The sequence below is a fragment of the Noviherbaspirillum sp. FW303-A3 genome (assembly GCF_058788695.1).
In genome coordinates, this window is record NZ_JBYTAZ010000001.1 from 4,517,427 (window position 1) to 4,536,086 (window position 18,660).

An 18,660-nucleotide genomic window follows, 5' to 3' on the forward strand; every position below is an offset into this window, starting at 1 on the left:
ATCATGATGCAGTCAACTTTCCCACTCCTGAGCCTCGCAATCTGGTGCCCGATCGCGTTCGGCCTGTTCGTCCTGGCATTCGGCCGCGACGAAAACCCTGCGCTGGTCCGATCGGTATCACTGATCGGCTCCATCGTCAGTTTCCTCGTGACGCTGCCGCTGGTATCGCAATTCGACAAGGCAGCCCACGGGATGCAGTTTGTCGAGAAGGCGTCCTGGATCGAACGCTTCAATGTCAATTACTACCTGGGCATTGACGGTATTTCGGTCTGGTTCGTACTCCTGACGGCCTTCATCACGATCATCGTCGTGATCGCCGGTTGGGAAGTGATCGAGAAGCGCGTGGCCCAGTACATGGGCGCGTTCCTCATCCTGTCCGGCCTGATGATCGGCGTGTTCTGCGCGCTCGACGGCCTGCTGTTCTACGTCTTCTTCGAAGCAACGCTGATCCCGATGTTCATCATCATCGGCGTGTGGGGCGGACAGAACCGTGTGTATGCCGCGATCAAGTTCTTCCTCTATACGCTGCTCGGTTCGCTGCTGACGCTGGTTGCCCTCATCTACCTGTACTTCACGTCGGGTGGCAGCTTCGAGATCCTGACCTGGCACAAGCTGCCGCTGCCGCTCAACGTGCAAGTGCTGATCTTCTTCGCCTTCCTGATGGCGTTTGCGGTGAAGGTGCCGATGTGGCCGGTGCATACCTGGCTGCCGGATGCGCACGTTGAAGCGCCGACGGGCGGCTCTGTCGTGCTGGCTGCCATCATGCTGAAGCTGGGTGCCTACGGTTTCCTGCGATTCTCCTTACCGATCGCGCCCGATGCCAGCCATTCCCTGGCAGGCTTCATCATCACGCTGTCGTTGATCGCCGTGATTTACATCGGCCTGGTAGCGCTGGTTCAGGAGGACATGAAGAAACTCGTGGCGTATTCCTCGATCGCTCACATGGGCTTCGTGACCCTCGGCTTCTTCGTGTTCAACGACATGGCAACTCAGGGCGGTATCGTGCAGATGATTTCGCACGGTTTCGTTTCCGGCGCAATGTTCCTTTGCATCGGCGTCCTGTACGACCGCATGCACTCGCGTCGGATCGCCGATTACGGCGGTGTGATCAATACGATGCCGAAGTTCGCCGCGTTCTTCGTCCTGTTTTCGCTGGCTAACTGCGGCCTGCCCGCGACCTCTGGTTTCGTCGGCGAGTTCATGGTCATCCTCGGCACGGTCAAGTACAACTTCTGGATCGGCATGCTTGCTGCAACCGCGTTGATCTTCGGCGCCGCCTACTCGCTGTGGCTCGTCAAGCGCGTCGTGTTCGGTGAGGTGGGTAACGCGCATGTGGCGGAACTCCAGGACCTGAATGCCCGCGAATTCCTGATGCTCGGCATCCTGGCGATCGCTGTTATCGCAATGGGTGTCTATCCGGCACCGTTCACCGACCTGATGCAGACCTCGGTGGATGACCTGCTCAAGCACGTGGCGATTTCGAAGGTGAATTAATGAATGCGCCTCCCGGACCACGGGAGGCGTGTTACGGGGTCTTGCGCGATGACATCGGCGAGGCCCGGCCTGCAAGGCTTTAGAGTGACGACAACATGAACGAAATCAATTTCGCACCGGTATATCCGGAAATCTTCCTGCTGATTGCCACCTCGGCGATCCTGCTGATCGACATGTTCCTGACGGAGGCGAAGCGCCACGTCACGTTCATGCTGGCCATCGTGACGCTGGTCGTGTGCGCTGCACTGAATATCGCCGATTTCGGCAATCCGACGACCTACACGTTCAATAACATGTTCGTGTCCGATGCGATGTCGAGCCTGCTGAAGGTGTTTTCGTATATCGCAGTCGGCATGACCCTGATCTATTCGCGTCAATATGCGACCGATCGCGGCATGCTTGGCGGTACGCTGGGCGGCGAGTTCTATGTCCTCGCACTGTTCGCCCTGCTTGGCCAGATGGTGATGATCTCGGGCAATAACTTCTTGGTGATTTATCTTGGCCTCGAACTGATGTCCCTGTCGCTGTATGCACTCGTCGCACTGCGACGCGGCCATTCTGTTTCGACTGAAGCCGCGATGAAGTACTTCATCCTCGGTGCGCTTGCGTCCGGCTTCCTCCTGTATGGCCTGTCCATGTTGTATGGTGCGACCGGTTCGCTTGACCTTACCGAAGTTGCGAAGGCAACCGCCTCGGGCACCGTCAACAAGACTGTGCTGGTATTCGGTGTCGTGTTCGTGGTTGCCGGCCTGGCATTCAAGCTGGGTGCTGCACCGTTCCACATGTGGGTGCCTGACGTGTACCAGGGCGCGCCGACGGCCGTAACCCTGCTGCTGGGTGCTGCTCCGAAGCTCGCCGCATTCGCGATCACCATCCGTCTCCTGGTCGAAGGCCTGTTCCCGCTTGCTATCGACTGGCAGCAAATGATTACTGTGCTTGCGGTCCTCTCGATGGCAGTCGGTAACATTACCGCAATCGTGCAGACCAACCTGAAGCGCATGCTGGCCTACTCGACAATCGGCCAGATGGGTTTCATGCTGCTCGGCATGCTGTCGGGTGTCGTTGACGGCAACGTGGCCTCAGCGAGCAACGCCGGTAACGCGTACAGCTCTGCTCTGTTCTATTCCGTTACCTATGTCTTCACGACGCTGGGTACCTTCGGTCTGATCATGCTGCTGGCACGCTCGGGCTTCGAAGCGGAAAACATCGATGACTTCAAGGGCCTGAACCAGCGCAGCCCGTGGTTTGCGTTTGTGATGCTGATCCTGATGTTCTCCCTGACCGGCATTCCGCCGACGGTCGGTTTCTACGCCAAGCTTGCAGTGCTCCAGTCTGTGCTTAGCACCGGCCAGGTATGGCTGGCCGTGGTGGCAGTCCTGCTGTCCCTCATTGGCGCGTTCTACTACCTGCGCGTGGTGAAGGCGATGTACTTCGATGAGCCGGTCGACACGACGAAGATCGAGGCAACGGGTGACATGCGTGTAGTCCTGAGCCTCAACGGTGCGGCGATCCTCGCGCTAGGTATCCTGCCCGGTCCGCTGATGGCCGTCTGCGCGACGGCAATCGTCAAGACGCTCGCTGGCTGACAGGGCCGTGACGAAGTACGCGTGGATGTTTCTCTCGCAAGCTGGTTCGTGATTGTGTTGGCGGCGCTTGCCGCCAACCTTCCTTTCTTCAATGAGCGCCTGTTCGCGCTTATCCCTTTCGGTCGCCCAGTCAAATCCTTGTGGTTGCGCGTGCTTGAATTGCTCGTCCTGTATTTCCTCCTTCGTGGTATCGCCTATCTGTTGGAAGCACGTATCGGGAACGTATTCCCGCAACGCTGGGAGTTCTACGCGATTACCGCCTGTCTATTCGTTGTGCTGGCCTTTCCCGGCTTCGTATTCCGCTATCTGCACAAGCGCCACGGTTGACGTGCTGTAAGGCAGTATCAATCGCACACAGTAAAATACTTCCATTTTCTTCTGCGAAATGGAGATGGTAGGTGGATCTACATCTGATTGAAGTCCAAGTCGATACCCAGGTGGCGTACGACGGGAATTTCCTGAAAGTCCAGAAGGACACAGTGCGCATGCCGGACGGGAAACATTCGTCGCGCGAATACATCAAGCATCCCGGAGCGGTCGTTGTTCTTCCCGTGTTTGATGATGGCTCGATCCTGCTTGAGCGGCAATTTCGTTATCCGCTGCACGATGTTTTCATTGAATTTCCGGCCGGGAAGATCGATCCTGGTGAGGACCCGCTTGAATGCGCCAAGCGCGAACTGCAGGAAGAAACCGGCTATACCGCCGCCGAATGGCAGTTCGTCTGCACGATCCACAATGCGATTGCCTATTCGGACGAGCATCTCGACATCTTTCTTGCGCGCGGATTAACTGCCGGCGAACGCAAGCTGGACGAGGGGGAGTTCCTGGAAATCTTCACGGCGACCGTGCCGGAAATGCTCGCGTGGGTCAAGGCAGGGAAGATCTCGGATGTGAAAACCGTGATCGGCACGTTTTGGCTCGAGAAGATCGCCGCAGGGAACTGGAAACCCTGACCGCGGCCGGCACGGGACAACAAAAAAGCCGCGAATCAGGCTGTGTAAAAAGTCTGACGTTGGCACTCAACAAATTGCCCCGCTTTGGCGGGGCAATTTGTTTTTTGAAGTAGAAATCGGGCTCAGGCCCGCAGTGTCTTCGTGAGTGTTTGACTTCCGATCATGTGCACCACGCGCTTGAGGTTATAAGCCATTACAGCCAGGCTCAATTCGGCGCGAGCTCCCTTTAACCCGCGCAGTAACAACCGGGCATTGCGCAGAATTTGCTGCTTGATGGTCCCAAATGGGTGTTCGACGGTCTGGCGTCGCAGGGCCATCATGTGCGGCGCCGCTGCCACGCGTACCGCATTGGCCTGTACAGCCTCTTCGTGCCAGTGACGGCTGACCAGGCGCCGGCTGCTGACGGTGCATTTCCCCTTGTGCGGACAATTGGCGCAGTCATCCGGGGAGGCCGCATAGATCACCGACTTGTCCTGGCGGCACACCTGTTTGCGCCTGAGGATCTTGTTGGCCGGGCAAGTAAAACAGTCCCTACTGGCGTCGTAGCGAAACATCGCCTTGTCGTACAGCGTGCCATCACCTTGATTGTTCGGCGTGTGGGATGGCGCCACATAGCCGGTCATCCCCATGTCCTGCAGCGCCTGCAAATGCTCGCCATTGGCGTAACCAGCGTCGGCGACTACTTCAGGCTGGGTCTGGAGCACCTGGGCGACGCCTTGCGCCATCGGCATCAGTTGCCCCACATCCGACGTGTCATTGCACACTTCATGATGCACGATCAGATGGCTGTCGGTGTCGACTGCTGTTTGCAGGTTGTAGCCCGGTGCCCCATGCAGCGATTTCATCGCGCGCGCCTGCGGCTCCGTCAGCACGCTCGATGTGGCCTTGCCTTTGGCTAGCCGGGCCACTTCTGCGCCCACTTCATCCTGACGCTCGCGTAAGCGCTTGAGCGCCCGCCTGAACGCGCCGGCGCCGGGGCTGCCTTGCTCCTCTTGCCGGTCTGCGGCTTCCAGCTGCTCCAGATAGTGCGCTACTTCGCTCGCCAGTCGCTGCTGTTGGCGCTCCAGATCGGCCGCCTTGCCAACCGCCTTGCGCGAGGCGACGGCTTGAACCTTGCTGCCGTCAATGGCCACCACTGTGCCGCCCACCAGCCCGGCGCGCCTCACAAACTGCACAAACGCAGCGCAGCTTGCCACCAACGCCTCGCTGTTGTGTCGCCGGAAATCGGCAATCGTCTTGTGGTCCGGCACCAGTCGTCCCAGCAGCCACATGCATTCGACATTGCGCCGGCATTCCCGCTCGAGCGCGCGCGATGACCGGATGCCATTCAGATAGCCGCACAGATACAGCTTGAGCAAATCGCCCGGGTCATACGGCGGCCGCCCCAGTATGCCCGCATGGGCTTTGCCAAAACCCAGTGTTCGCAGATCGAGCGCGTTCACCCAGGCGTCAATGACCCGAGCCATCGCGTCCTCCTCGATCAGCTCGTCCAACTTCACTGGAAACAACACTGCCTGATCCCGGCTCTCTCCGCCACGATGTCCCATGCCTGACTCCCAAAAACAAAATCCCCGTCCAATTCACATTGGACGGGGATTGATTGCTTTGGTTTACCGGCTACAAGGACTTTTTACACAGCCTGGAATGCGGCTTTTTTGTTTGCTTTACATGCCCGAGTAGTTTGGCCCACCGCCACCTTCCGGTGTGATCCACACGATATTCTGCGTCGGGTCCTTGATGTCGCAGGTCTTGCAGTGGACGCAGTTCTGCGCATTGATCTGCAGGCGCTCGCCATTGTCATCCTTGACGAATTCGTACACGCCAGCGGGGCAGTAGCGGCTTTCGGGGCCGGCATACTTCGCCAGGTTGGTGTTCACCGGCACCGATGCATCCTTCAGCGTAAGGTGCGCGGGCTGGTTCTCTTCATGGTTCGTGTTGCTGACGAAGACACTGCTCAGGCGGTCGAACGTGATCTTGCCATCCGGCTTCGGGTAGTCGATCGGTTGGAATTCACTCGCGGGACGCAGGCATTCGTGGTCATACTTGGTCGCATGCAAGGTCCACGGCGGGTTCTTGATACCGATCTTCGGCAGCAGCCACTGTTCGATACCTGTCATCACGTTGCCGACGAGTTTGCCTTTCTTGAACCACAGCTTGAAGTTGCGCGACTGGTCGAGCTCTTCCTTCAGCCAGCTCTTTTCGAAGGCTTCGGGGAATGCCGTCAGTTCGTCACTGGAGCGACCTGCGGCCAGTGCGTCGGAAATCGCTTCGGCGCACATCATGCCCGTCTTGATCGCTGCGTGGCTGCCCTTGATGCGTGCCGCGTTCAGGAAGCCTGCATCGCAGCCAACCAGTGCGCCACCCGGGAAAACGGTCTTGGGCAGGGCTTGCGGGGTGCCGTTGTTGATCGCGCGCGCGCCATAGCTCAGACGCTTGCCGCCTTCAATATGGGCGAGGATGGAGGGATGCTTTTTCCAGCGCTGCATTTCCTCGAACGGGCTCATGAACGGATTCTGATAGTCCAGACCGATCACGAAGCCGAGCGTGACCTTGTTGTCTTCGAGGTGGTACAGGAAGCCGCCGCCGAAGGTGTTGTCGGTCATCGGCCAACCTGCCGTATGCACGACGAGGCCGGGCTTCGCCTTGGCCGGATCGATCTCCCACAGTTCCTTGATGCCGATGGCAAAGCTCTGCGGATCCTTGCCTTCGGTGAGCTTGTATTTCGCGATCAGTTGCTTGCCCAGATGGCCGCGTGCGCCTTCGGCAAAAATCGTGTACTTGCCGAGCAGTTCCATCCCGAGCTGGAAGTTTTCGGTCGGTTCGCCATCCTTGCCGATACCCATGTTGCCGGTGGCGACACCCTTGACGCGACCCTGCTCGTCATACAGCACTTCCGCAGCGGCAAATCCGGGGAAGATCTCGACGCCAAGGTTTTCCGCTTGCTGTCCCATCCACTTCACGACATGGCCAAGTGCGACCACATAGCAGCCGTCGTTGTGGAAGTTGCGCGGCACGAGCCAGTCAGGGAAGCGCTGCGCGCCGGTTTCGGTGAGGAACAGGATGTCGTCACCGGCAACAGGCTGGTTCAGCGGTGCACCCAGTTCCTTCCAGTTTGGGAAGAGCTCATTCATGGCGCGGGGATCCATGACGGCGCCGGACAGGATATGCGCGCCCGGCTCGGAACCTTTCTCGAGCACGACAACCGAAATCTCCCTGTTCTGCTCGGCGGCGAGCTGCTTCAGGCGGATTGCGGTTGCCAGGCCCGCAGGGCCGGCGCCGACGATGACTACGTCGTACTCCATCGAGTCGCGCGGGCCGTATTGTTCTAGGATGCTTTGGGTCTGCGTCATGGTTTTCCCACCGTAAAATGATATTATCGAACGAACGTGCTAATTGTCGTGGATTTTGCTTGAGAATGCTAGATTCATCACTCTAATTGGCGCTGAAACGTGTAATGATAACGTCACAACTCCCGGCGTCACAGTCAATTGCAAGACAAACAATCAGGAGACTCACTTGGGCATTGAAGTCAATTTCGAGGGCAAGATCGCCCTTGTCACAGGGGCATCGAGCGGTTTGGGGGCCCGGTTTGCGAAAGTGCTGGCACAGGCGGGCGCACAGGTGGTCCTGGCGTCGCGCCGTGTGGAGCGGCTGAAGGAATTGCGCGCCGAAATCGAAGCAGGCGGTGGGGCGGCGCATGTGGTTGCGCTGGATGTGACCGACTACGGCAGCATCAAGTCAGCAATCGCTCATGCGGAAACCGAGGCCGGTCCGATCGATATCCTCGTCAATAACTCCGGCGTATCGACGACGCAGCGGTTGGTCGATGTCACGCCGGAAGACTACGCTTTTGTGATGGATACGAACCAGCGCGGCGCCTTCTTTGTCGCGCAGGAAGCAGCCAAGCGCATGATCGCACGCGCCAAGGGCGATCCGAAGAAGCAGCATCGCATCATCAACATCGCATCGGTCGCCGGCCTGCGTGTCTTGCCGCAGATCGGTATCTACTGCATGAGCAAGGCGGCGGTCGTCCACATGACGAAGTCGATGGCCGTCGAGTGGGGCCGCTATGGCATCAACGTGAATGCGATCTGTCCTGGGTACATCAGTACCGAGATCAATGAAGCGCATTTCGAAACCGAGCAGGGGCGCACTTTGATCAACATGCTGCCACGCAAGCGGCTTGGCCAGCCCGAGGATCTGGACGGACTGCTTCTTTTGCTTGCATCGGAGGAGTCGCGTTTCATCAACGGCGCAATCATTACGGCCGACGACGGCATGAGCGTGCAGTGATGCGGACCAGCGTGCCAGCAGGTTCCGCATGACCAGGAAAAAACTTGTTCACTCCACGCGCATGCCCATCCGCTGGGGCGACATGGATGCGATGGGCCATGTCAACAATACGGTTTACTTCCGCTACATGGAGCAGGCACGGATCGAGTGGTTCACCGAGGCCGGATGCGCCCCCGACCCGAAAGGAGAAGGGGCGGTTATCATCAATGCACGCTGTACCTTCATCAAGCAGCTGAAATATCCCGGCGAGATCGAGGTGAAGACCTATGTCGCATCACCCGGTCGGTCCAGCTTCGAGATGTACCACGAGATCAGGCTGCTGGACCAGCCGGATGTCCTGTCCGCAGAGGGCGGGGCAAAGGTGGTGTGGGTCGATTTTCCTTCAGAGAAATCCGTACCCTTGCCGGACTGGGTCCGGGCACTGCTGCCGGATCCGGAAGCGTAAAGCGCCTATCCGTTGACGCCGACCAGGCGGTGTACGAGTTCGCTTGACGTCGCGGCACCGAACTTTCGCATCAGCTTGGCGCGGTGCATCTCCACCGTGCGCGGGCTCAGTCCGACCTGCCGTGCGATCAGCTTGCTGGTCTTGCCTTCCACCAGCAACGCCGCGATTTCCCGCTCGCGCGGCGTCAATTCCGCCGTCACGGGGCGTTTGGCGCTTAAATCCTCGAAGGTCCAGATACCAGCCGCATGCGGGTCGTCGTGGATCAATGAGCGTCCGCTCACGTGGCACCAAAATAACTCCTGGTTGGCGCGCTTCATGATCCGCTCGTCGGAATAATGACCCTTGGCACTCATGATTGGAACGATACGGGCACCCGTGCGCTCGAATTCGTCCAGCGTGGGGTAGAGCACCCGGAATGATTGCCCGACCAGTTCGCCCGGCGGGTAGCCGAACATGCTTGCAAGCACGTCGTTGCAGGCATGGATGACGCGATGCTGGGAAACGCACATGCCGACCGGCGCGTTGCGGAAGATTGTCTCGTAATCGATCGCCAGGGGAGCGTTCATAGGGTTTTTTGCCCTTTTTTTTGGCTAGAATTCGTATTTTTACGGTATTGCTTGGTGTAGTCCACCATCTTATGCTGGCAGGCACATTAGAACAGCCTTTCCAGGCAATTTCCAATAGAGAAGAGGGTCGATATGAATAAAGTTTATCCTGATGCTGCCAGCGCGCTGGCCGGCATTGTGAAGGACGGGCAGACCATCGCTGTCGGCGGCTTCGGCCTCTGCGGCATCCCGGAAGCCCTGATTGCCGCGCTCCGCGATTCCGGTGCCAAGAACCTCACTGCGATTTCCAACAATGCAGGTGTCGACGGTTTCGGCCTCGGCCAACTGCTGACGACACGCCAGATCAAGAAGATGATCTCGTCCTACGTTGGCGAAAACAAGGAATTCGAGCGCCAGTACCTGGCCGGCGAACTCGAGCTGGAATTCACCCCGCAGGGCACGCTGGCAGAAAAGCTGCGCGCAGGCGGAGCCGGCATCCCGGCGTTCTTTACCAAGACCGGTGTCGGCACCATCGTTGCAGACGGCAAGGAAGTCCGTGACTTCGACGGTCAGAAGTACGTGATGGAGCGTTCGCTCGTCGCTGACGTATCGCTGGTCAAGGCCTATATGGCGGACAAGGTCGGTAACCTAGTCTTCCGCAAGACCTCCCGCAATTTCAATCCCAATGTCGCCATGGCCGGCAAGATCACCGTGGTCGAAGTCGAGAAGCTGGTCGAGACCGGCGAAATCGATCCGGACCAGGTTCATCTACCGGGCATCTTCGTGCATCGCATTATTGTCAATGCGACCCCGGAGAAGCGTATCGAACAACGCACCACGCGTGCAAAGTAAGACGGAGAACGAACATGGCATGGACTCGTGATGAAATGGCTGCACGCGCAGCGAAAGAACTGCAGGATGGCTTCTATGTGAACCTGGGCATCGGCCTGCCGACCCTGGTCGCCAACTATGTGCCGCAGGATATCGAAGTGTGGCTGCAATCGGAAAACGGCCTGCTTGGCATCGGCCCGTTTCCGACCGAAGATGAAGTCGATGCGGACCTGATCAACGCCGGCAAGCAAACTGTTACTGCGCAGAAGGGCTCGTCGTTCTTCAGCTCCGCGGATTCGTTCGCGATGATCCGCGGCGGCAAGATCAACATCGCCATCCTCGGTGCGATGCAGATTAGCGAGAGCGGTGACCTGGCCAACTGGATGATCCCCGGGAAGATGGTCAAGGGCATGGGCGGTGCAATGGACCTCGTCGCGGGCGTTGGCCGCGTGGTGGTGCTCATGGAGCACGTCGCCAAGGCGAAGGATGGCTCGACCTCGCACAAGATCCTGAAGAAGTGCGACCTGCCGCTGACCGGCGTCGGCGTCGTCAACCGCATCATTACCGACCTCGGTGTCATCGATGTGACCCCGAATGGCCTGAAACTGATTGAACTGGCACCGGGAGTGACCAAGGAAGAAGTGCTCGAAAAAACGGGCGCCGAGCTCGATGTGAGCGCAGTACACTGACCGCGTTTGCAAGGCAAATGAAAACGGCGCCCACAGGCGCCGTTTTTTACGCCGGCATCGGGATGTGATGCCGGCTGCAAGAGGCGTTACTGGGCGACCCAGCCGCCGTCCATGTTCCATGCCACGCCGCGCACCTGGCTGGCGGCATCGCTCGAGAAGAAGACGGCCAGATCACCAAGCTGTTCCGGTGTGACGAACTCGCCAGACGGCTGCTTTTCGGAGAGCAGGCTTTTCTTCGCATCATCGTTCGACAGGCCTTGCTGCGCGGCGCGTGCGTCCACCTGCTTCTGCACCAGCGGCGTCAGCACCCAGCCTGGGCAAATCGCGTTGCAGGTGATGCCGGTGTGTGCGGTTTCCAGTGCCGTTACCTTGGTGAAGCCGACGATGCCGTGCTTGGCGGCGACATAAGCAGACTTTTGTGCAGAACCGACCAGGCCGTGAACGGAGGCAACGTTGATGATGCGTCCCCAGTTCTTCGCCTTCATGGAGGGAAGGGCGAGGCGCGTTGTGTGAAAGGCGGAAGTAAGGTTGATCGCAATGATGGCGTCCCAGCGTTCAGCAGGGAAATCCTCGATGTTCGCAACGTGCTGGATACCGGCGTTGTTGACCAGGATATCGACGCCGCCGAACTTCTCTGCAGCGAACTTCATCATCGCCTCGATCTCCGCCGGCTTGGACATGTCGGCATTGTGATACGCAGTCTGCACGCCGAATTCGTCGCGGACCTTGGCTTGCAGCGCTTCAATTTCCTTGACGTCACCAAAGCCGTTGAACACGATGTTCGCGCCTTGTGCCGCGAAGGCCCGCGCAATTCCCAGGCCGATACCGGAGGTGGAGCCTGTAACGAGTGCGGTTTTCCCTTTATGCATATTGCCTTGCATGATGTCCTCTGCGAATGAAATTTGGATTTGCGACGAACCTACGTAGGATTTTAAGCGGAACGAACAGTAAAATGTGAGAATGGCAATCGGATAAACTGATTCGCGACAAAATCCCGACAAAATGACTCAACATCGGATCAAAACGGTGCAGTGCCTGTCCCCAGTGGGATTGCACAGGATGGCCTACAAGGAATGGGGTGATCCGGCAAATCCGCGCGTGCTGGTATGCGTGCACGGCGTGACGCGGGTCTCGGATGATTTTGACAACATGGCAAGTGCCTTGTGTGACCAGTATCGTGTGGTGTGCCCGGATGTGGTGGGACGCGGACGCTCAGACTGGTTGCGCGATCCCCAGCATTACCATGTGCCGCAGTACGTGAGCGATATGGTGACGTTGCTTGCCCGTCTGGAGGCAGATACGGTCCACTGGTTTGGCACATCGATGGGCGGCCTCGTCGGCATGGGCCTGGCCTCGCTGAAGGACAGCCCGGTGAAAAAGCTGGTACTCAATGATGTCGGACCGTCGCTGAATCCTTCCGCCCTTGCAAGGATAGGAGACTACGTCGGCAAGGACGTGCGCTTTGCCACCTTTGATGAGGCGGCACGCTATATCAAGGACATCTCCCTGCCTTTCGGCCCGCACAGCGATGACGAGTGGCGCAAGCTCGCCGCGGATGTGCTGAAACAGGACAAGGACGGTAAGTGGATCCTGCACTATGACCCGGGCCTTGCTGTCCCGATCAGGGCGACCACGCCGGAACTGTTGCAGCGTGCAGAGGCCATGCTCTGGATGGCATATGAGGCCATTGCGTGTCCCATCCTGCTGGTGCGCGGCGCCGAATCGGATCTGCTGAAGCCTGAAGTGGCGCAGGCAATGACGTCCCGGGGGGCAAAGCCGAAGCTCGTCGAAATTCCTGGAGTCGGACATGCGCCGACATTCCTTCACGCGGACCAGATTGCGCATGTCAGGGACTTCCTGCTCGGATAAACAAGGAACACGAACAATATGGAAATCAAGCGCCTCCACGTCGGCAAGACGCTTTCTGAAGTGGCCATCCACAACGGCACGGTTTACCTCGCCGGCCAGATCGCCGAAGACCTGACGCAGAACATCGAGGGCCAGACACGTGAAGTCCTCGGACACATTGACCGCTTGCTGGCGGAAGCAGGGAGCGACAAGTCGTGCATCCTGATGTGCCAGATCTACATTGCGGACATGAAAGATTTTCCGGGTATGAACGCGGTCTGGAATGAATGGGTCGCTGATGGCAACTCGCCGCCGCGTGCGACCGTCGAGGCGAAGCTCGCCAAGCCCGAGTGGCTGGTCGAAATGGTCGTCACCGCAGCACAGAAGTAACTGTTTATGGTTTCGATCGTTGCAACGCCAAGCGAGGTAGATGTCCAGTTGTGCGCCGGGTTGTCGGCCGACGACTGCGCGCGCGTGCGCGATGTACTGGCGTTCGTCGAACCGATCTTTCGCGGCAGGGGCGTGGCAACCGGGCAGGACACGCTCGACTTCGCGCAAGGTACGGCAACAACCCTGGCCCTCCTCAACACGGATGCGGATACGCGCATTGCTGGCTTGCTGTTCGAGCTGCCTGTTGTCGATCCCAAGGCTGCCGAATCCATCGAGGCGCGTTTTGGCATTGAAATCGCCGACCTCGTTGGCGGCATTCGCCAGTTGATGCGGCTGCATGAACAAACCTTCGGCTACCAGGAAATCGGGCGCGGGAAGAACGCATCACAAGAGGCTGCGGAGCAACTCGAGACATTACGCAAGATGCTGCTGGCGATGGCGACCGACATGCGTGTGGTGCTGGTCCGCCTGGCGTCGCGCGTGACGACGCTGCGCTATTTCGCCGACGTCAAGCTGGAGAACGAGCGCACCCACCAGTATGCGCGCGAGACACTTGACCTCTACGCTCCGCTCGCCAATCGACTTGGCGTATGGCAGCTCAAGTGGGAGCTGGAAGACCTCGCCTTCCGCTTCCTCGAGCCGGCGACCTACAAGCGCATCGCCAAGATGCTGGAAGAAAAGCGCCTCGAGCGTGAAGGTTTCGTGGAGGCTGCGATTGCGCGCCTCAAGTCCGAGCTTGCTACGGCAGGGGTCAAGGCAGAGGTGAGCGGCAGGCCGAAGCACATTTACAGCATCTGGAACAAGATGCGCGGCAAATCGCTCGATTTTTCGGAGCTGTATGACGTACGCGCTTTCCGTGTAATTGTCGAAGACATTCGAGGCTGCTATGCAGTGCTCAGTCTCCTTCACAACATCTGGACACCGGTTCCGGAAGAGTTCGACGATTACATTTCCCGACCGAAGCCGAACGGCTACCAGTCGCTGCATACGGTTGTCATCGCAGAGGATGGCCGAGCGATGGAAGTGCAGATCCGTACCCACGAAATGCACCGGTTCGCAGAATACGGCGTGGCTGCACACTGGCGGTACAAGGAGACGGGCGGTTCGAGTTTCTCGGCGCAGAAGTACGACGAAAAAATCGCCTGGCTCAGGCAACTGCTGGCCTGGAAGAGCGAGGTTGCGGACGCCGTCGTCGGCCAGGAGGACATGCAGCGGGAATGGGTGCAGAAGCTCAAGTCCGCCGCCCTTGATGACCGGATCTACGTGCTGACCCCGCAGGCGCGGGTGATCGAACTGCCGAATGGCGCCACGCCGATCGATTTCGCATACCACCTGCACACCAACATCGGTCATCGTTGCCGCGGCGCGCGCGTAGACGGCGTGATGGTTCCACTGAACACGCCGTTGAAGAACGGCCAGACTGTCGAAATCATCACAGCGGGCAGGAGTGCGACGAATGCCGGTCCGTCGAGGGATTGGCTTGGTCCAGGATATGTCGCCAGCCCGCGCACGCGATCCAAGGTGCGCGCCTGGTTCAATGCGATCGAGCAGGAAGAGACGCTCGCCCATGGCCGCAGCATGGTGGAAAAGACCCTCCAGCGCGAAGGCAAGACAGCCATCAACCTTGAGGAACTCGCCCACAAGCTCGGCTTTTCGAAGGTGGACGAACTCTTCCTCTCCGTTGGCAAGGAGGAGTTCAGCCTTCGCAACATCGAGCATGTCCTGCACGAAGACGATGCCCAGAAAGGCGCGAAGCCGCCTGAAGACACCGTCATCACCAACAAGAGCCGGGCATCCAGTGTCGCGCAGGGTGCGCGCTCAGGTGTGCTCGTGGTCGGGACGGAGGGGTTGCTTACCCAGCTTGCGCGTTGCTGCAAGCCCGCGCCTCCTGACGAGATCGTCGGTTTCATCACGCGCGGGAAGGGTGTGTCGATTCATCGCGCCAACTGCAAGAACCTGGCGCAAATGCGCATGAAGGCGATGGAGCGTGTCATCCAGACTACTTGGGGTGAGTCGACCAGGGATACTGTCTACCCCGTGGACATCTTCATTCTTGCCAGTGACCGGCAGGGACTGCTGCGCGACATCTCGGAAATTTTCTCGCGCGAGAAAATCAATGTGATCGGCGTGAGTACGCAAAGCTCCAGAGGGGAGGCGCGCATGTCCTTCACCGCGGAGATTTCGTCCACCTCGCAGCTGCAGAAGGCTCTGGGAGTGATCCGCGAAGTGAGTGGCGTTCTCGACGTCCAGCGGCATTAGATCAGCGGCCTTCCGCCATTCCTGGCATTTCCGGCTGCAAGGTTACATGGTCGATGCCATGCTTTTCGATCAGCATCGCCTTGATGCTGTTCAGGACCGTGGGCCATTCCTGCATGTCGCGGATCACGAGGTGACCGATCAGGGCCGGATGGCCTGCAGACATCTCCCATACGTGCAGGTCATGCACCGAAAGGACACCCTTGATTGCAGCAATGTCTTCGCCCACCGCCAGATAGTCGATATCGTGGGGCACGCCTTCCATCAATACATGGTACGCATCGCGAAGCACGCCGATCGTCGATTTCAGGATCAGGGCCGACACGACCAGTGACAGCAGCGGATCGATGGTCAGCCAGCCAGTGAAATAAATCACCACGCCCGCCACGATCGCGGCAACGGATCCGAGCAGGTCGCCGATCACGTGTACCAGTGCCGCGCGCGTGTTGACGCTCTTCTGGTCGCGCGAAAGCAGCCAGGCAACCATCAGGTTGATGACGAGGCCGATCGCAGCGACCGTGAAGACGGCCTTTCCCTGCACGGGCTCGGGAGCTGCGAAGCGTTGTGCCGCTTCGATCGCTATCCAGCCGACGACGGCGAGCATTGCCAGCGCATTGATGAATGCAGCCAGCGCTTCGGCACGGCCAAATCCGAAGGAGTGGCGTGGCGAGGGCGGGCGGGTCGCAATATACTGCGCGAGCAGGGCGAGCCCGAGCGCCGTACTGTCCGTCACCATATGTCCGGCATCGGAAATCAGGGCGAGCGAGTTCGACCAGAAACCGGCGATGACCTCAATGGCGGCAAAGATCAGCGTGAGCAGAACGGCACCAGCAAGTACTTTCGGGCTGCGCCCTTCCGCGACATGATGATGGGATGAATCACCTGCTCGATGGGCGTGGAGATGACTCGAAGGATGAGACTTGCTGTGCATGATGTGGAGACCGGCGGCAGCGAAGGGAAGATCACTGCGTGCTTGTGAAGACTGGTTTCCGAGTGTACAGGATTCGATATCAATATATAAGCAACGCGGACCGCAACCGAGGCTTGGGTGAAAGGACGGACGGCGAGGGGCGAATCAACTTTTCAAAACAAGGGCTAGCGCAATCAAAAAAATGCCGCTATAATTTTGCTTCTTTAGGCTCGTAGCTCAGCTGGTTAGAGCACTACCTTGACATGGTAGGGGTCGTTGGTTCGAGTCCAATCGAGCCTACCAACGAACACAATTTGTAAGAGCGAGAAAGGCAGTCCCGGTTATGACACCGCGAACTACAACCGCAATGGTTTTAGTGCGACGCTAGTCGGGATCTTTTTCGTCATTGCAGTGAAAAAGCGCGGCTAGTCCGCGTTTTTTTTCGTCCGCAGTTTTTATCACTTGATCTAGCGTCAGTCACAACATCCCGCTGACATGGAGAGCAAAATGGTTTCAGTCCGACTCCCCGATGGTTCCCAACGCCAATTCGATGCGCCGGTAACGGTCGCTCAAGTCGCCGCAAGTATCGGTGCCGGCCTTGCAAAGGCTGCGCTCGCCGGCAAGGTGGATGGCAAGCTGGTCGACACTTCATTCCTGATCGAACGCGATGCGGATCTGGCAATCGTTACCGACAAGGATCCGGACGGTCTTGAAGTGATCCGCCATTCGACTGCGCACTTGCTTGCGTATGCGGTGAAGGAGTTGTTCCCTGATGCCCAGGTTACGATCGGCCCTGTCATCGACAACGGCTTCTACTACGATTTCTCCTACAAGCGCCCCTTCACTCCGGAGGACCTGCAGGCCATCGAGAAGAAAATGGCCGAGCTGGCCAAGAAGGACGAGCCTGTCACGCGCAAGGTGCTGCCGCGTGATGAGGCTGTCGCTTATTTCAAGTCGATCGGCGAAGCCTACAAGGCGGAGATCATCGAATCCATTCCTCAGGGCGAGGATGTCTCGCTGTATGCGGAAGGTAAATTTACCGACCTCTGCCGCGGCCCGCACGTGCCGTCGACCGGCAAGCTGAAGGTGTTCAAGCTGATGAAGCTGGCCGGCGCATACTGGCGTGGCGACTCGAAGAACGAGATGCTGCAGCGTGTGTACGGTACCGCCTGGGCGAAGAAGGAAGACCAGGAAGCCTATCTCCATATGCTGGAAGAGGCCGAGAAGCGCGACCATCGCAAGCTTGCAAAGCTCCTGGACCTGTTCCACTTCCAGGATGAGGCGCCGGGCCTGATTTTCTGGCATCCGAAGGGCTGGACGGTGTGGCAGCAAGTTGAGCAGTACATGCGCCGCGTCTATCAGGAAAACGGTTATCAGGAAGTAAAGGCGCCCCAGATCCTGGACCGCACGCTTTGGGAGAAGACCGGCCACTGGGAAAATTATCGCGAAAACATGTTCGTGACCGAATCGGAAAACCGCAATTACGCGCTGAAGCCGATGAACTGCCCCGGCCATGTGCAAATTTACAATTCCGACCTGCGCAGCTACCGCGACCTGCCTTTGCGTTATGGCGAGTTCGGCCAGTGCCACCGCAACGAGCCCTCCGGGGCGCTGCACGGCATCATGCGCGTGCGCGGCTTTACGCAGGATGACGGCCATATCTTCTGCACCGAAAACCAGATTCAGGGTGAGGTGACCGCCTTCCACCAGCAGGCGATGCAGGTGTACAAGGATTTCGGATTCTCCGAGATTTCGATCAAGATCGCGCTCCGCCCCGACAGCCGTATCGGTTCGGACGAAACCTGGGATCGGGCGGAGGAAACTTTGCGTTCGGCGCTTCGCGCATGTGGCGTGGCCTGGGAGGAGTTGCCGGGCGAAGGCGCGTTTTACGGGCCGAAGATCGAATACCACCTGAAGGATTCGCTGGGCCGTCCCTGGCAGGTCGGCACGATGCAGGTCGACTTCTCGATGCCGGGCCGTCTTGGCGCCGAATATGTGGCGGAAGACAATACCCGCAAGGTGCCGGTCATGCTGCATCGCGCGATTGTCGGCTCAATGGAGCGTTTTGTCGGCATCTTGATTGAAAATCATGCCGGTGCGCTGCCGCTGTGGCTGGCGCCGGTCCAGGTCGCCGTCCTGAATATCTCCGATGCGCAGGCTGATTACTCGCAAGAAGTTGCACAAAACCTGAAAAAACAAGGGTTTAGGGTGCACCTCGATTTGCGTAACGAGAAAATAACCTATAAAATACGCGAGCATTCGGTTCAGAAGCTGCCTTATATCGTCGTTATCGGCGACAAGGAGCGGGATGCGAAAACAGTGGCCGTGCGTGCGCGGGGCAACGTCGACTTGGGTGTCATGCCGGTCGATGCACTGGTGGATCGACTCAAAAACGAGGTCGACACCAAAGCCTGAAAGGG

General features: G+C 58.6%; 17 protein-coding genes and 1 tRNA gene. 13 read left to right on the forward strand and 5 right to left on the reverse strand.

Annotation, left to right across the window (positions count from 1 at the left end; genetic code table 11):
• The first annotated feature begins 3 nt into the window (after positions 1-3).
• From AC3WOY_RS21630 to AC3WOY_RS21645, 4 genes are all read left to right on the forward strand, one after another.
• Positions 4-1,494, forward strand: a complete 1,491-nt coding sequence (locus AC3WOY_RS21630; RefSeq protein ID WP_492427525.1) for an NADH-quinone oxidoreductase subunit M — start codon at positions 4-6, stop codon at positions 1,492-1,494.
• Positions 1,495-1,589: 95 nt separating this feature from the next.
• Positions 1,590-3,080: an NADH-quinone oxidoreductase subunit NuoN gene (gene nuoN, locus AC3WOY_RS21635; RefSeq protein WP_492427527.1), complete on the forward strand. Its 1,491-nt coding sequence runs from the start codon at positions 1,590-1,592 to the stop codon at positions 3,078-3,080.
• 21 nt (positions 3,081-3,101) lie between these two features.
• The gene (locus AC3WOY_RS21640; protein WP_492427529.1) at positions 3,102-3,407 is read left to right on the forward strand and encodes a DUF2818 family protein; all 306 of its coding nucleotides are present in this window, start codon (positions 3,102-3,104) and stop codon (positions 3,405-3,407) included.
• A 71-nt stretch (positions 3,408-3,478) separates the two neighbouring features.
• The gene (locus AC3WOY_RS21645; protein WP_492427531.1) at positions 3,479-4,033 is read left to right on the forward strand and encodes an NUDIX domain-containing protein; all 555 of its coding nucleotides are present in this window, start codon (positions 3,479-3,481) and stop codon (positions 4,031-4,033) included.
• 122 nt (positions 4,034-4,155) lie between these two features.
• Here the strand turns inward: AC3WOY_RS21645 and AC3WOY_RS21650 are convergent, their stop codons facing one another.
• Together AC3WOY_RS21650 and AC3WOY_RS21655 are read right to left on the reverse strand one after the other, a co-directional pair.
• Positions 4,156-5,580 carry an IS1182 family transposase gene (locus tag AC3WOY_RS21650; RefSeq protein WP_492421647.1) on the reverse strand — a complete coding sequence of 475 codons (1,425 nt, stop codon included), beginning with the start codon at positions 5,578-5,580 and terminating at the stop codon, positions 4,156-4,158.
• A 117-nt stretch (positions 5,581-5,697) separates the two neighbouring features.
• Positions 5,698-7,383, reverse strand: a complete 1,686-nt coding sequence (locus AC3WOY_RS21655) for an electron transfer flavoprotein-ubiquinone oxidoreductase (RefSeq protein ID WP_492427533.1) — start codon at positions 7,381-7,383, stop codon at positions 5,698-5,700.
• Positions 7,384-7,549: 166 nt separating this feature from the next.
• On the opposite strand from AC3WOY_RS21655, the gene AC3WOY_RS21660 reads away from it, so the two are divergent.
• The gene (locus tag AC3WOY_RS21660; protein WP_492427535.1) at positions 7,550-8,326 is read left to right on the forward strand and encodes an SDR family oxidoreductase; all 777 of its coding nucleotides are present in this window, start codon (positions 7,550-7,552) and stop codon (positions 8,324-8,326) included.
• 28 nt (positions 8,327-8,354) lie between these two features.
• The gene (locus AC3WOY_RS21665) at positions 8,355-8,771 is read left to right on the forward strand and encodes an acyl-CoA thioesterase (protein ID WP_492427537.1); all 417 of its coding nucleotides are present in this window, start codon (positions 8,355-8,357) and stop codon (positions 8,769-8,771) included.
• Positions 8,772-8,776: 5 nt separating this feature from the next.
• Here the strand turns inward: AC3WOY_RS21665 and AC3WOY_RS21670 are convergent, their stop codons facing one another.
• Positions 8,777-9,337 (reverse strand): LuxR C-terminal-related transcriptional regulator, encoded by a 561-nt coding sequence (locus tag AC3WOY_RS21670; RefSeq protein ID WP_492427539.1) that lies wholly within the window; start codon positions 9,335-9,337, stop codon positions 8,777-8,779.
• A 132-nt stretch (positions 9,338-9,469) separates the two neighbouring features.
• On the opposite strand from AC3WOY_RS21670, the gene AC3WOY_RS21675 reads away from it, so the two are divergent.
• Entirely contained in the window at positions 9,470-10,168 is a 699-nt protein-coding gene (locus AC3WOY_RS21675; RefSeq protein WP_492427541.1) for a CoA transferase subunit A, read from the forward strand.
• Between the two features lie 14 nt (positions 10,169-10,182).
• Positions 10,183-10,836, forward strand: a complete 654-nt coding sequence (locus AC3WOY_RS21680) for a 3-oxoacid CoA-transferase subunit B (protein ID WP_492427543.1) — start codon at positions 10,183-10,185, stop codon at positions 10,834-10,836.
• A gap of 86 nt (positions 10,837-10,922) precedes the next feature.
• On the opposite strand, the gene AC3WOY_RS21685 is transcribed toward AC3WOY_RS21680, so the two are convergent.
• Positions 10,923-11,705, reverse strand: a complete 783-nt coding sequence (locus AC3WOY_RS21685; protein ID WP_492427545.1) for a 3-hydroxybutyrate dehydrogenase — start codon at positions 11,703-11,705, stop codon at positions 10,923-10,925.
• 133 nt (positions 11,706-11,838) lie between these two features.
• Here AC3WOY_RS21685 and AC3WOY_RS21690 point away from each other — a divergent pair, with 133 nt between their 5' ends.
• The 3 genes from AC3WOY_RS21690 to AC3WOY_RS21700 are packed head-to-tail and all read left to right on the forward strand — an operon-like array spanning position 11,839 to position 15,333.
• Positions 11,839-12,705, forward strand: coding sequence for an alpha/beta fold hydrolase (locus AC3WOY_RS21690; protein WP_492427547.1), 867 nt, complete (start codon positions 11,839-11,841; stop codon positions 12,703-12,705).
• Between the two features lie 18 nt (positions 12,706-12,723).
• Complete coding sequence (locus AC3WOY_RS21695) at positions 12,724-13,074, forward strand: RidA family protein (protein WP_420474243.1); 351 nt, start codon at positions 12,724-12,726, stop codon at positions 13,072-13,074.
• Positions 13,075-13,080: 6 nt separating this feature from the next.
• Complete coding sequence (locus AC3WOY_RS21700) at positions 13,081-15,333, forward strand: RelA/SpoT family protein (RefSeq protein WP_492427549.1); 2,253 nt, start codon at positions 13,081-13,083, stop codon at positions 15,331-15,333.
• Between the two features lies 1 nt (position 15,334).
• Here the strand turns inward: AC3WOY_RS21700 and AC3WOY_RS21705 are convergent, their stop codons facing one another.
• Positions 15,335-16,261 carry a cation diffusion facilitator family transporter gene (locus tag AC3WOY_RS21705; RefSeq protein ID WP_492427551.1) on the reverse strand — a complete coding sequence of 309 codons (927 nt, stop codon included), beginning with the start codon at positions 16,259-16,261 and terminating at the stop codon, positions 15,335-15,337.
• A 205-nt stretch (positions 16,262-16,466) separates the two neighbouring features.
• Between AC3WOY_RS21705 and AC3WOY_RS21710 the strand changes: the two genes are divergently transcribed.
• A tRNA-Val gene (locus AC3WOY_RS21710) sits at positions 16,467-16,543 on the forward strand.
• Positions 16,544-16,747: 204 nt separating this feature from the next.
• Positions 16,748-18,655 (forward strand): threonine--tRNA ligase, encoded by a 1,908-nt coding sequence (gene thrS / locus AC3WOY_RS21715; protein ID WP_492427553.1) that lies wholly within the window; start codon positions 16,748-16,750, stop codon positions 18,653-18,655.
• Positions 18,656-18,660: the final 5 nt, after the last annotated feature.

Bases quoted from the DNA above. Each gene is read 5' to 3' on its own strand.
- nuoN (WP_492427527.1), top strand. From the start codon at position 1,590: ATGAACGAAATCAATTTCGCACCGGTATATCCGGAAATCTTCCTGCTG.
- AC3WOY_RS21680 (WP_492427543.1), top strand. From the start codon at position 10,183: ATGGCATGGACTCGTGATGAAATGGCTGCACGCGCAGCGAAAGAACTG.
- AC3WOY_RS21670 (WP_492427539.1), bottom strand. From the start codon at position 9,337: ATGAACGCTCCCCTGGCGATCGATTACGAGACAATCTTCCGCAACGCG.
- AC3WOY_RS21630 (WP_492427525.1), top strand. From the start codon at position 4: ATGATGCAGTCAACTTTCCCACTCCTGAGCCTCGCAATCTGGTGCCCG.
- AC3WOY_RS21655 (WP_492427533.1), bottom strand. From the start codon at position 7,383: ATGACGCAGACCCAAAGCATCCTAGAACAATACGGCCCGCGCGACTCG.
- AC3WOY_RS21690 (WP_492427547.1), top strand. From the start codon at position 11,839: ATGACTCAACATCGGATCAAAACGGTGCAGTGCCTGTCCCCAGTGGGA.
- AC3WOY_RS21700 (WP_492427549.1), top strand. From the start codon at position 13,081: ATGGTTTCGATCGTTGCAACGCCAAGCGAGGTAGATGTCCAGTTGTGC.
- AC3WOY_RS21695 (WP_420474243.1), top strand. From the start codon at position 12,724: ATGGAAATCAAGCGCCTCCACGTCGGCAAGACGCTTTCTGAAGTGGCC.
- AC3WOY_RS21675 (WP_492427541.1), top strand. From the start codon at position 9,470: ATGAATAAAGTTTATCCTGATGCTGCCAGCGCGCTGGCCGGCATTGTG.
- thrS (WP_492427553.1), top strand. From the start codon at position 16,748: ATGGTTTCAGTCCGACTCCCCGATGGTTCCCAACGCCAATTCGATGCG.
- AC3WOY_RS21705 (WP_492427551.1), bottom strand. From the start codon at position 16,261: ATGCACAGCAAGTCTCATCCTTCGAGTCATCTCCACGCCCATCGAGCA.
- AC3WOY_RS21665 (WP_492427537.1), top strand. From the start codon at position 8,355: ATGACCAGGAAAAAACTTGTTCACTCCACGCGCATGCCCATCCGCTGG.
- AC3WOY_RS21650 (WP_492421647.1), bottom strand. From the start codon at position 5,580: ATGGGACATCGTGGCGGAGAGAGCCGGGATCAGGCAGTGTTGTTTCCA.
- AC3WOY_RS21685 (WP_492427545.1), bottom strand. From the start codon at position 11,705: ATGCATAAAGGGAAAACCGCACTCGTTACAGGCTCCACCTCCGGTATC.